The sequence below is a fragment of the Pseudomonas sp. LBUM1666 genome (genome assembly GCF_059695775.1).
Genome location: NZ_CP166789.1, coordinates 899,679 through 912,386, shown reverse-complemented (window position 1 = coordinate 912,386; position 12,708 = coordinate 899,679). Strand labels below are relative to the sequence as shown.

12 protein-coding genes are annotated in these 12,708 nt (G+C 60.3%); 6 read left to right on the top strand and 6 right to left on the bottom strand.

The window, feature by feature from the left end; all coding sequences use genetic code 11:
* Positions 1-37: 37 nt before the first annotated feature.
* From mreD to mreB, 3 genes are all read right to left on the bottom strand, one after another.
* The gene (mreD, locus tag ACA056_RS03980; protein ID WP_497270649.1) at positions 38-529 is read right to left on the bottom strand and encodes a rod shape-determining protein MreD; all 492 of its coding nucleotides are present in this window, start codon (positions 527-529) and stop codon (positions 38-40) included.
* Entirely contained in the window at positions 529-1,686 is a 1,158-nt protein-coding gene (gene mreC, locus ACA056_RS03975; RefSeq protein WP_497273488.1) for a rod shape-determining protein MreC, read from the bottom strand. The genes mreD and mreC overlap by 1 nt, the downstream gene beginning before the upstream one ends.
* A gap of 143 nt (positions 1,687-1,829) precedes the next feature.
* Positions 1,830-2,867 (bottom strand): rod shape-determining protein MreB, encoded by a 1,038-nt coding sequence (mreB, locus tag ACA056_RS03970; RefSeq protein WP_002555108.1) that lies wholly within the window; start codon positions 2,865-2,867, stop codon positions 1,830-1,832.
* A 214-nt stretch (positions 2,868-3,081) separates the two neighbouring features.
* On the opposite strand from mreB, the gene gatC reads away from it, so the two are divergent.
* The 6 genes from gatC to ACA056_RS03940 all read left to right on the top strand — a co-directional run bounded on the left by gatC (position 3,082) and on the right by ACA056_RS03940 (position 8,305).
* On the top strand, positions 3,082-3,369 hold the full coding sequence (gene gatC, locus ACA056_RS03965; RefSeq protein WP_008026876.1) for an Asp-tRNA(Asn)/Glu-tRNA(Gln) amidotransferase subunit GatC: 288 nt from the start codon (positions 3,082-3,084) through the stop codon (positions 3,367-3,369).
* 16 nt (positions 3,370-3,385) lie between these two features.
* Entirely contained in the window at positions 3,386-4,837 is a 1,452-nt protein-coding gene (gene gatA / locus ACA056_RS03960; RefSeq protein ID WP_497270646.1) for an Asp-tRNA(Asn)/Glu-tRNA(Gln) amidotransferase subunit GatA, read from the top strand.
* A gap of 10 nt (positions 4,838-4,847) precedes the next feature.
* Positions 4,848-6,293, top strand: a complete 1,446-nt coding sequence (gene gatB / locus ACA056_RS03955) for an Asp-tRNA(Asn)/Glu-tRNA(Gln) amidotransferase subunit GatB (RefSeq protein WP_033058030.1) — start codon at positions 4,848-4,850, stop codon at positions 6,291-6,293.
* Positions 6,294-6,441: 148 nt separating this feature from the next.
* Positions 6,442-6,816, top strand: coding sequence for a septal ring lytic transglycosylase RlpA family protein (locus tag ACA056_RS03950; protein ID WP_497270644.1), 375 nt, complete (start codon positions 6,442-6,444; stop codon positions 6,814-6,816).
* A gap of 50 nt (positions 6,817-6,866) precedes the next feature.
* A complete protein-coding gene (locus tag ACA056_RS03945) occupies positions 6,867-7,928 on the top strand; it encodes a calcium/sodium antiporter (RefSeq protein ID WP_497270642.1) in 1,062 nt (353 codons plus the stop codon).
* Complete coding sequence (locus ACA056_RS03940) at positions 7,925-8,305, top strand: carboxymuconolactone decarboxylase family protein (RefSeq protein ID WP_134096699.1); 381 nt, start codon at positions 7,925-7,927, stop codon at positions 8,303-8,305. Before ACA056_RS03945 ends, ACA056_RS03940 begins: the two co-directional genes overlap by 4 nt.
* Before the next feature lie 129 nt (positions 8,306-8,434).
* Here ACA056_RS03940 and ACA056_RS03935 read toward each other — a convergent pair whose 3' ends face one another.
* The 3 genes from ACA056_RS03935 to ACA056_RS03925 form a co-directional block, all read right to left on the bottom strand.
* Complete coding sequence (locus ACA056_RS03935) at positions 8,435-9,376, bottom strand: AEC family transporter (RefSeq protein ID WP_497270639.1); 942 nt, start codon at positions 9,374-9,376, stop codon at positions 8,435-8,437.
* Between the two features lie 295 nt (positions 9,377-9,671).
* Entirely contained in the window at positions 9,672-11,225 is a 1,554-nt protein-coding gene (garD, locus tag ACA056_RS03930; protein ID WP_497270637.1) for a galactarate dehydratase, read from the bottom strand.
* Positions 11,226-11,236: 11 nt separating this feature from the next.
* Positions 11,237-12,604 (bottom strand): MFS transporter, encoded by a 1,368-nt coding sequence (locus ACA056_RS03925; RefSeq protein WP_497270635.1) that lies wholly within the window; start codon positions 12,602-12,604, stop codon positions 11,237-11,239.
* Positions 12,605-12,708 lie beyond the last annotated feature (104 nt).

Here is a 12,708-nt window from a genome sequence, read left to right as displayed (position 1 = left end):
TCTCCCTTGTCGAGGTGCGGGCAAATGCCTGACCGAATTAATTGATTTTGTAGCGTCGACGCAAACCGCGCAAACCGTAGCTGACCCATGGCCAGAGCAATGCGCTGACCAGTGCCGGCAAGACCAGCGCCAGCGTCGGCTGACGATTGCCGGTCAGGGCGCTGAGCCATAGTTGAACAAGCTGCGCGAGGCCGAAGATCACCAGGATCACCAGGCTCTGTTGCCACATCGGGAACATGCGCAGGCGTTGTTGCAGCGCCAGCACCAGGTACGTGATCAGCGTCAGGATCAATGCGTTCTGGCCCAGCAGCGTGCCATAAAGCACGTCTTCGGCCAGGCCCAGGCACCACGCGGTGACCATCCCGACTTTCTGCGGCATGGCCAACGCCCAGAACGCCAGCAACAGGGCCAGCCACAGCGGACGGAGGATTTCCATGAATTGTGGCAGCGGCGAAACGCTGAGCAGCATGCCTATGGCGAATGTCAGCCAGACCATCCAGTCATTTCGGGAGGCAGTAGCACCAACCATTATTCTCGTCCCCCAGTGGTAGCCGGCGCAGAGACAGGCGGTTTGGCTGCCGGCTTCACGGCAGCGGGTGGCGTGGCCGGCGGTTTAGCGGCCGCAGGTTGCGTCGCGGGCGGCTTGCTGGCGGCAGGTTTCGCAGGAGCGGGATGAGTTGCCACAGGTTTGGGCGGGGTTGTGGCAGCAGGGGCAGTCGCCGGTGCAACCGGAGTCACGGGCGCGGCAACAGCAGCCGGGACGATGGCAGGTTTCGGTACTGTCGCTGGAATGATCGGTCCACCGCCGTGCTGGTCCAAGGCTTCTTGAGCCTGGGCAGCTTCGTTGGCGCGCTCTTCGGCTGTGCGGCCGTCGGTGAACACCAGCAACAGGTAACGGCTGCGGTTCAAGGCGGCGGTTGGCACGGCGCGCACAATAGCGAACGGTTGACCGGAATCGTGAATCACTTCCTTGACCGTCGCCACTGGGTAACCCGCCGGGAACCGCTGCCCCAGACCCGAGCTGACCAGCAGATCGCCTTCTTTAATGTCGGCGGTATCGGCCACATGACGCAGCTCCAGGCGTTCCGGATTGCCGGTGCCGCTGGCAATCGCCCGCAGACCGTTGCGGTTCACCTGCACCGGAATGCTGTGAGTGGTGTCGGTCAGCAACAGCACACGAGAGGTGTACGGCATCAACTCGACCACCTGGCCCATCAGGCCGCGGGCATCGAGCACCGGCTGACCGAGGACAACACCGTCGCGCTCACCTTTATTGATGATGATGCGGTGGGTGAAGGGGTTCGGGTCCATGCCGATCAGCTCGGCCACTTCGACCTTCTCGTTGACCAGCGCGGAGGAGTTGAGCAACTCGCGCAGCCGAACGTTCTGCTCGGTGAGGGCGGCAAGCTTTTGCATGCGGCCCTGCAACAACAGGTTTTCGGTTTTGAGTTTTTCGTTTTCGGCGACGAGTTCGGTACGGCTGCCAAATTGGCTGGCCACACCCTGCCATAGCCGCTGCGGCAGGTCGGTGATCCAGTAAGACTGCATCAGCACCAGCGACATTTGGCTACGCACTGGCTTGAGCAGTGTGAAGCGGGCATCGACCACCATCAGCGCGACCGATAGCACGACCAGCACCAACAAGCGCACGCCCAGTGAAGGCCCTTTGGTGAAAAGCGGTTTAATAAGCCGCTCCTCCCAGGCAAATGTTCTCTTTATTCATACGGCATCAAACCGGCCTGGATGCAGACTGACAGAAGATAAACGCCAACAGGCAGCACTGCAAAGTGCTGCCTGCGCGCTCAACAGCATAGATGCGTAGGGCGAGATCACTCGCTCGACAGCAGGTCCATGGTGTGTTTATCCATCATTTCCAACGCACGGCCACCGCCGCGAGCAACACAGGTCAGAGGGTCTTCGGCAACGATTACCGGCAGACCGGTTTCCTGGGCCAGCAACTTGTCGAGGTCACGCAGCAAGGCACCACCACCGGTCAGTACCAGACCACGCTCGGCGATGTCGGAAGCCAGTTCCGGAGGCGATTGCTCCAGCGCACTTTTCACAGCCTGAACGATGGTTGCCAGAGACTCTTGCAGAGCTTCCAGCACTTCATTGGAGTTCAGGGTGAATGCGCGTGGAACGCCTTCGGCCAGGTTACGGCCGCGAACGTCGACTTCGCGAACTTCGCCACCCGGGTAGGCAGTACCGATTTCCTGCTTGATGCGCTCGGCAGTGGATTCGCCGATCAGGCTGCCGTAGTTGCGACGCACGTAAGTGATGATCGCTTCGTCGAAGCGGTCGCCGCCAACCCGTACGGATTCAGCGTAAACCACACCGTTCAGGGAGATCAGTGCGATTTCAGTGGTACCACCACCGATATCGACAACCATCGAGCCGCGAGCTTCTTCAACCGGCAGGCCGGCACCGATCGCAGCAGCCATTGGCTCTTCGATCAGGAATACTTCACGGGCACCGGCACCGAGGGCCGATTCACGGATGGCACGACGCTCAACCTGGGTGGATTTGCACGGAACGCAGATCAACACACGAGGGCTAGGCTGCAGGAAGCTGTTTTCGTGAACCTTGTTGATAAAGTACTGCAGCATCTTTTCGCAAACGCTGAAGTCGGCGATCACGCCATCCTTCATCGGACGAATGGCAGCAATGTTGCCCGGCGTACGGCCGAGCATGCGCTTGGCCTCGGTGCCGACAGCAACGACACTTTTCTGGTTACCGTGTGTCCGAATAGCCACAACCGAGGGCTCATTCAGGACGATACCGCGCTCGCGCACGTAAATAAGGGTGTTGGCAGTGCCCAGGTCAATGGAAAGATCGCTGGAAAACATGCCACGCAGTTTCTTGAACATGGGGAAAGGACCCTAGGCAACGCGTGGGTAAAAAAGTGCGGCAAACTCTAACAACGACAGGGATTTTGGGCAAGGCGCCAATATGTTAAATTGGCCGCTTTTCTGTGCACCAACCCCCACAATCGCGGCCTTATGACCGTAGAAATGCGGTAGTGTTCCGACAATCTAACACACGGATAGCATCCGTTCTGTTTTCCTTCCACTGGAGAATCCCATGACGCTTGAACGCTCCGACGTGGAAAAAATCGCTCATCTGGCCTGTCTTGGCCTTAATGATGCCGATCTTCCACACATCACTTCGGCCCTGAACAGCATTCTGGGGCTGGTCGACGAAATGCAGGCGGTCAATACCGACGGTATCGAGCCGCTCGCCCACCCACTGGAAGCCAGCCAGCGCCTGCGTGCAGACGTCGTGACCGAGACCAATCATCGCGAGGCCTATCAGTCCATCGCACCAGCGGTCGAAAACGGCCTGTACCTGGTTCCGAAAGTCATCGACTAAAGGGAAAGAGCCTGCAATGCATCAATTGACTCTGGCCGAGATCGCCCGCGGACTCGCCGATAAAAAGTTTTCCTCCGAAGAGCTGACCAAAGTCTTGCTGGCGCGCATCGCCCAGCTCGATCCACAGCTCAACAGTTTCATCAGCCTCACCGAAGACCTGGCGCTCCAGCAGGCGAAAGCCGCTGACGCACGCCGCGCCAATGGTGAGAGCGGCGCCCTGCTCGGTGCGCCGATCGCCCACAAAGACCTGTTCTGCACCCAAGGCATCCGCACCAGCTGCGGCTCGAAGATGCTCGACAACTTTAAAGCGCCGTACGACGCCACGGTCGTTGCCAAGCTGGCCGCCGCTGGTGCCGTGACGCTGGGCAAGACCAACATGGACGAATTCGCCATGGGTTCCGCCAACGAGTCGAGCTACTACGGCGCAGTGAAAAACCCGTGGAACCTGGAACACGTGCCCGGCGGTTCGTCCGGTGGTTCGGCCGCGGCCGTTGCCGCTCGTCTGTTGCCGGCCGCCACGGCGACCGACACCGGCGGCTCGATCCGCCAGCCGGCCGCGTTTACCAACCTGACCGGTCTGAAACCGACGTACGGTCGCGTTTCACGCTGGGGCATGATCGCCTACGCCTCCAGCCTCGATCAGGGCGGCCCTCTGGCCCGCACCGCCGAAGACTGCGCGATCCTGCTGCAAGGCATGGCCGGTTTCGACCCGCAAGACTCCACCAGCATCGACGAGCCCGTGCCGGATTACAGCGCCAGCCTCAACGATTCGCTGAAAGGCCTGCGCATCGGTGTGCCGAAGGAATATTTCAGCGCCGGTCTCGACCCGCGCATTGCCGAGCTGATCCACAACAGCATCAAGGAGCTGGAAAAGCTCGGTGCCGTGATCAAGGAAATCAGCCTGCCGAACATGCAACACGCGATCCCTGCGTACTACGTGATCGCTCCGGCAGAAGCCTCTTCCAACCTGTCGCGTTTCGACGGCGTGCGTTTCGGCCATCGCTGCGCAGATCCAAAGAACCTCGAAGACCTGTACAAGCGCTCCCGTGGCGAAGGTTTCGGCCCGGAAGTGCAGCGCCGGATCATGGTCGGCGCCTACGCGCTGTCAGCCGGCTACTACGACGCCTACTACCTGAAGGCGCAGAAGATTCGCCGTTTGGTGAAGAACGACTTCATGGCGGCCTTCAATGAGGTCGACATCATCCTCGGCCCAACCACGCCAAACCCGGCCTGGAAGCTTGGCGCCAAGAGCAGCGACCCGGTTGCTGCGTACCTGGAAGACGTCTACACCATCACCGCCAACCTCGCCGGTCTGCCGGGCTTGTCGATGCCGGCCGGTTTTGTCGACGGCCTGCCGGTCGGCGTGCAATTGCTCGCCCCGTATTTCCAGGAAGGTCGCCTGTTGAACGTTGCCCACCAGTATCAGTTGAACACTGACTGGCACACCCGCACCCCAACCGGCTTCTGAGGAGAAACACATGCAATGGGAAGTCGTGATCGGGCTGGAGATTCATACCCAGCTCACCACTCGGTCGAAAATCTTTTCCGGTAGCTCCACCACATTCGGTTCCGAGCCGAACACCCAGGCCAGCCTGGTTGACCTCGGTATGCCCGGCGTATTGCCGGTGCTGAACCAGGAAGCGGTGCGCATGGCGGTGATGTTCGGTCTGGCAATTGATGCCGAGATCGGCCAGCACAACGTGTTCGCCCGTAAAAACTATTTCTACCCGGACCTGCCGAAGGGCTACCAGATCAGCCAGATGGAATTGCCGATCGTTGGCAAAGGCCACTTGGACATCGCGCTGGAAGACGGCACGGTCAAGCGCGTCGGCATCACCCGCGCGCACCTGGAAGAAGACGCCGGTAAAAGTCTGCACGAAGAATTCAGCGGCGCCACCGGCATCGACCTGAACCGTGCCGGCACACCGCTGCTGGAAATCGTTTCCGAGCCGGACATGCGCAGCGCCAAGGAAGCCGTGGCTTACGTCAAGGCTGTCCACGCGCTGGTCCGCTACCTGGGCATTTGCGACGGCAACATGGCCGAAGGTTCGCTGCGTTGCGACTGCAACGTGTCGATCCGTCCGAAAGGCCAGGTTGAATTCGGCACGCGCTGCGAGATCAAGAACGTCAACTCGTTCCGCTTCATCGAGAAGGCGATCAACACCGAAGTGCAGCGTCAGATCGAACTGATCGAAGACGGCGGCAGGGTGATCCAGCAGACCCGTCTGTACGATCCGAACAAGGACGAAACCCGTCCGATGCGCAGCAAAGAGGAAGCCAACGACTACCGTTACTTCCCCGATCCGGACTTGCTGCCGGTGGTCATCGAGAACTCGTTCCTCGACGACGTGCGCGCCACCCTGCCGGAATTGCCACCGCAGAAACGCGAACGCTTCCAGGCGCAGTTCGGTCTGTCGGTCTACGACGCCAGCGTCCTGGCCACCAGCCGCGAGCAAGCCGATTACTTCGAGAAAGTCGTGAGCATCGGCGGCGACGCCAAGCTGGCGGCCAACTGGGTGATGGTTGAATTGGGCAGCCTGTTGAACAAACAGGGCCTGGACATCGATCAGTCGCCGGTTTCCGCCGAGCAACTGGGCGGCATGCTGCTGCGCATCACCGACAACACCATCTCCGGCAAAATCGCCAAGGTCGTGTTTGAAGCCATGGCCAACGGCGAAGGCAGCGCGGACGAGATCATCGACAAGCGCGGCTTGAAGCAAGTAACCGACACGGGCGCCATCTCTGCAGTGCTGGACGAGATGCTCGCGGCCAACGCCGAGCAGGTTGAACAATACCGCGCGGCAGACGAAGCCAAACGCGGCAAGATGTTCGGCTTCTTCGTCGGCCAGGCCATGAAAGCCTCCAAAGGCAAGGCCAACCCGCAACAGGTTAACGAACTGCTGAAAAGCAAGCTCGAAGGCTGATGAGAATGGAGCCAGCACTCAAAACTGGCTCTGATCCCTGTGGGAGCGAGCTTGCTCGCGATAGCGTCCGGACAGTCAACTCAGTGTTGAATGCCGAGCCGCTATCGCGAGCAAGCTCGCTCCCACATTTGTATGTGGAAACCTTCGAATGAAACGCTTCCTCAGTACCTGTGCCCTGCTCTCTCTGCTGGTCGGTTGCGCCAGCACCGATGCCATCGATCCACACGGCTACGACAAGACCGGCGTTGCCTCGTACTACGGCGCTAAACACCATGGCAAACGCACCGCCAGTGGCGAGCGTTTCAACAAGAATTCCCTGACCGCCGCCCATCGCCAGTTGCCGTTCGGCACCCGGGTGAAGATTACCAACCTGAATAACGACAGGTCCTGCGTAGTGCGCATCAACGACCGCGGGCCGTACTCTCGTGGGCGCCTGATCGATGTGTCACGTGAAGCGGCCGAACAGTTGGGCATGCTGCGCAGTGGCACCGCGAAGGTTCGCGTGCAAGCCCTCGACGACTGATAGACGGAGCGCTGACCATTTTCGGACTTGCCGATTTACCCCTGATCAGCGTGATTGAATTGCTCAGCGGCTTGCTGTTGCTGATCGCCGGCGCCGAGCTGATGGTGCGCGCCGCCGTGCGCCTCGCCGCGCGCCTGCATGTACGACCGCTGATTATCGGCCTGACCATCGTCGCCCTCGGCAGCAGCGCACCGCAGATGGCGGTCAGCCTGCAAGCGACCCTGGCGCAGAACGCCGACATCGCCGTCGGCAGCGTGATCGGCAGTAGCATCTTCAACATCCTCGTCACACTCGGGCTCTCGGCGCTGATCATCCCACTGCGGGTTTCACGGCAACTGGTGCGCCTGGATATCCCGCTGATGATCGGCGCCAGCCTGCTGGTGTTCGTATTGGCGTGGAACGAAGAACTGACCCGCGCCGATGGCGTGATGCTGCTCGCGGCGATGGCGCTGTATCTGGGCCTGCTGCTGCGCCAGTCGCGGCACTCGACCCGCCCGCAATCGACGACCCACGAAGTCCCGCAAGCGCCATGGTTCAGCAGTCTGCTGATGATCGTCGCGGGATTGGCGATGCTGGTCTACGCCGGGCACTTGCTGTTGGGCGCTGCGGTTTCGGTCGCGACCGATCTGGGGTTGTCGGAGCGGATCATCGGTCTGACCATCGTCGCCGTCAGCACCTCCCTGCCGGAACTGGCCACCTCATTGATCGCCGCCTTGCGCGGTCAACGCGACATCGCCGTGGGCAACGTGATCGGCAGCAACCTGTTCAACCTCTTGGGCGTGCTGGGCGTCACCGCGTTGATCGCGCCATCGCCGCTGTCGGTATCACCCAACGCCCTGGACTTCGACTTGCCGGTGATGCTCGGCGTCGCGGTGTTGTGTCTGCCGGTGTTCTATTCCGGTTACCGGGTGACCCGCGCCGAAGGTCTGATGTTTTTGGGTTTGTATCTGGCTTACGGTCTGCATGTGGTGTCGTTCACCACCGGCATGCCGCTGGCCGGTAAGCTTGAACACCTGATGCTGTTTTTTGCCCTGCCGGCTCTGGTGGCGTTTTTGCTGTTCACGTCGCTGCGCGCCTGGCGCCGCCAACACCACAATAAGGAATTGCCATGACCGATGATAAAAAGCCTGGGGTTGAAGTCCGCCGCCAAGTGATGGGCGACGCCTTCGTCGACCGCGCGCTGGGCAATGCCACCGAGTTCACGCAACCGCTGCAGGATTTCGTCAACGAGCACGCCTGGGGCGGCGTCTGGAACCGCGAAGGTTTGCCATTGAAAACCCGCAGCCTGATCACCCTCGCCGCGCTGACCGCGTTGAAGTGCCCGCAGGAATTGAAAGGTCACGTGCGTGGCGCGCTGAACAATGGCTGCACCGTGGAAGAGATTCGCGAAGCGCTGCTGCATTGCGCGGTGTATGCCGGTGTCCCGGCGGCCATCGATGCGTTTCGGGCGGCACAAGAAGTGATTGATAGCTATCAGAAGCCGGAATAATTATTCAACAGTTGTGGTGTCTGTTCCGCCGCCATCGCGAGCAAGCTCGCTCCCACAGGGGAATGCATTCCAAATGTGGGAGCGAGCTTGCTCGCGATGAGGCCCTGAAGAACAGCACAAAACCTTCGACTAGATCCACCCGCCCCACTGCAACAGGAAGATCCCGAGGTTGGTGGTGACCGCCGCCATCAACGTGGTGATCACGATGATCGCTGCCGCCAGTTCATGATTGCCATTGGCCTGACGGGCCATGACAAAACTGGCCGCGGCGGTCGGGCTGCCGAAGTACAGGAACAGAATCCCCAACTCCGCACCACGAAAGCCCCAGAGCCACGCACCCAGCGTCGCCAGCACCGGCAGGCCGATCATCTTCACCAGGCTTGAGCTCAACGCCATGTTGCCGCTTTTGCGCAGTGCCGCCAGCGACAGCGTGCCGCCAATGCAGATCAGCGCCAACGGCAAGGTGGTTTGCGCCAGGTATTGACCGGACGTCTCCAGCCATCCCGGCAAGCTGATCTTGAAGTAGGCAAACGGCGCCGCGGCAAACACGCTGATGATCAGCGGATTGACCATCACGCTTTTGCAGATGCTCCAGGGGTCGGACTTGATCACCGGGCTGTACACCGCCAGCACAATGGTCGAGAGCGTGTTGTAGAACAGGATCACCAACGCCGCGAGAATCGCCCCGAGGGAAATCCCGTAGTCGCCGTACATGCTCGCTGCCAGCGCCAGGCCGATCACCCCGTTGTTGCCGCGAAAGGCGCCTTGGGTGTAAATCCCCCGGTCTTCCCGCGGGCACTTCCAGATCGCCCAGCCCCAGGCGATGGCGAAACACACCAGCGTCGCCAGCGAGAAATAGATCAGCAGTGCCGGTTGCAACGCGGCGTGCAGGTCGGCATGCAGGATGCCCAGAAACAACAACGCTGGCATGGTGACGTTGAACACCAGGGCCGACGCAGTGTGGATGAAGTTGTCGTTGATCCAGTCGATGCGCTTGAGCAGCACACCCAGAAACAGCATGGCAAACACCGGCGCGGTGATGTTCAGGGTTTCGAGGAAGATAGCCAGCATGCCGGGGGTAACCTTGGGTGAGCGTCGTTAGGGGGCTAATGATAAGCCACCCATGGCGCTAAAGCCGCATTGATGTGGGCGTCTGGGAAAAACACCCCTCACCCTAACCCTCCCGAAACGTCGGACCGCCCCAAGGGGTAGAGGGGACTGACCGAGGTGATTGTTCAAGTTACATCGACCTGAAAGTCCGAGCCGAACTCAGGACTTGAAAAGCATGGAGATTTGCTCCCTTTCCCCCTCTCCCCTCTGGGGAGAGGGTTGGGGTGAGGGGTGGACTTTGAATCCAACACCTAACTCAAGTAATCGGCGCCGGGTTAAACAACGTAATGTCGTTATGCAGCTTGTGCTTCTCAGCCCAGGTCTGCTTCTTGCCGCTGGCCACATCCAGATAGTAGTGAAACAACTCCCAGCCAAGGTCCTCAATCGAGGCCCGCCCGGTCGCAATCCGTCCGGCATCGATGTCGATCAAATCCGGCCAACGCTGCGCCAGCTCGGTCCGGGTCGACACCTTCACCACCGGCGCCATGGCCAACCCGTAAGGCGTGCCACGCCCGGTAGTGAACACGTGCAGGTTCATCCCCGCCGCCAATTGCAACGTCCCGCAGACAAAATCACTGGCAGGGGTCGCACAGAAGATCAGCCCTTTGCGCTTGAAGCGCTCGCCAGGGCCCAGCACCCCGTTGATCGCGCTGCTGCCTGATTTGACGATCGAGCCCAACGACTTCTCGACAATGTTCGACAACCCGCCTTTCTTGTTGCCCGGCGTGGTGTTGGCGCTGCGATCCGCTTCGCCCTTGGCCAGGTAACGGTCGTACCAGTCCATCTCGCGCACCAGTTCCTGAGCGACTTCCTCAGTTTCCGCACGTGAAGTCAGCAAATAAATCGCATCGCGCACTTCGGTGACTTCGGAAAACATCACCGTCGCCCCCGCGCGCAATAAAAGGTCCGAGGCATAGCCCAGCGCCGGGTTGGCGGTGATGCCGGAAAACGCATCGCTGCCGCCGCACTGCATGCCCAGAATCAGCTCAGACGCCGGCACGGTTTCCCGGCGACGCTGATTGAGCTTCTTCAAACGGGTTTCGGCCAACGCCATGATCTGCTCGATCATCTCGGTGAAACCGTGACTCGAATCCTGCAAGCGGTACAACCACGGATCACTCAAATCCACCGAGCTGTCGTTCTCGTGCATCACCTGCCCGGCCTGCAATTTCTCGCAGCCCAGGCTGATCACCAGCGCCTCGCCACCCAGGTTCGGGTTGCGCGCCAGGTTGCGCACGGTACGGATCGGGATGTACGCGTCAGTCGCGGTAATCGCCACGCCACAGCCGTAACTGTGGGTCAACGCCACCACGTCATCGACATTCGGATATAGCGGCAGCAATTCATCCTTGATGCGCTTGACCGCATGGTCCAGCACGCCGGTGACGCACTGAACAGTCGTGGTAATCCCCAGAATGTTGCGCGTGCCGACGGTGCCGTCGGCGTTGCGATAGCCCTCGAATGTGAAGCCTTCCAGCGGTGCCTGCGCCGCCGGCACTTCGGTGGACAGCGGCAAGCTGTCCAGTGGTGGCGCGGTGGGCATGCGCAGTTGATCTTCCTTGACCCAGCTACCACGCGGAATCGGCTGCAACGCGTAGCCGATGGTCTGGCCGTAACGAATCACCTGGCCGCCCTCGGGAATGTCTTCCAGGGTGACCTTGTGGCTCTGTGGCACGAAGTCCACGGTGACCAGCCCGTCCGGAAACTCGGTGCCGGCCGGCACGCCTTGGTCATTGACCACAATTACTACGTTGTCCCGCTCGTGCAGGCGGATGTAGCGCGGCGAGTCGGAATGTTCAATCAACTGCATGACGCCGCTCCTCAGGAATGCGCTTGAGACAATTTGTTATTGGTTTCAGGACCGCTGACGGGCGGCTCTTTGAGCACCACACGCTTGATCGGACCGACGATCACCAGGTAACTGAACACTGCGACCAGTGCGTTGCAACCGACAAACACCAGCGCCCATTTGAACGAGCCGGTGGAGCTGATGATGTAACCGATGACAATCGGAGTCGTGATCGAAGCGATGTTGCCGAAGGTGTTGAACAAGCCACCGCTGAGACCGGCGATCTGTTTGGGCGAGGTGTCAGACACCACGGCCCAACCCAGCGCACCCACGCCTTTGCCGAAGAATGCCAGGGCCATGAAGCCGACGACCATCCATTCAACGTCAACGTAGTTGCAGGCCACGATGCTGCTGGAGACCAGCAAGCCAGCAATGATCGGCGCCTTGCGGGCGAAGGTCAGGGAATGGCCTTTGCGCAGCAGGTAGTCGGAAATCACCCCGCCGAGCACGCCGCCAATGAAGCCGCAGATCGCCGGCAACGAGGCAATGAAACCGGCCTTGAGGATGGTCATGCCGCGCTCTTGCACCAGGTACACCGGGAACCAGGTCAGGAAGAAGTAGGTGATGCCGTTGATGCAGTACTGGCCCAGATACACGCCAAGCATCATGCGGTTGGTCAGCAACTGGCGAATGTAGTCCCACTTCGGGCCGTCAACCTTGGTGCCTTTGCCTTTGTCCTGGTCCATGTCGACCATGCCGCCGTTGTCGGCGATGTGCTTGAACTCGGCGTCGTTGATCATCGGATGCTGGCGCGGGCTGTAGATCACCTTCAGCCAGATCCCCGAGAAGATGATGCCGATCACGCCCATGACGATGAACACGTGCTGCCAGCCGAAGCTGTAGACGATCCAGCCCATCAGCGGCGCAAACAACACGGTGGCGAAGTATTGCGCCGAGTTGAAAATCGCAGACGCCGTACCGCGTTCAGCGGTCGGAAACCAGGCCGCAACGATGCGCGCGTTACCGGGGAAGGATGGCGCTTCGGCCAGGCCCACCAGGAAGCGCAGCATGAACAATGCAACCACCGCCGTGGACATGCCGAACTCACCGACATAACCCTGCAGCACGGTGAACAGCGACCAGGTGAAAATGCTGAGCGCGTAGATTTTTTTCGAGCCGAAACGGTCCAGCAGCCAGCCACCGGGAATTTGCCCGGCCACGTAGGCCCAACCGAATGCAGAGAAGATGTAACCGAGGGTGACCGCGTCGATGCCGAGGTCTTTTTGCAGGCTGGAGCCCGCGATGGCGATGGTAGCCCGGTCGGCATAGTTGATCGTGGTCACCAGAAAAAGCATGAGCAAAATCAAATAGCGGACGTGGGTCGGCTTGGTCGCTTGCATGTAGATGTACTCCCACTGATTATTTTTATGCGCGGGTGAAGCTTGGTGTGCCCCCTGTAGGGCTGTAGGAGCTGTCGAGTGAAACGAGGCTGCGATCTTTTTAT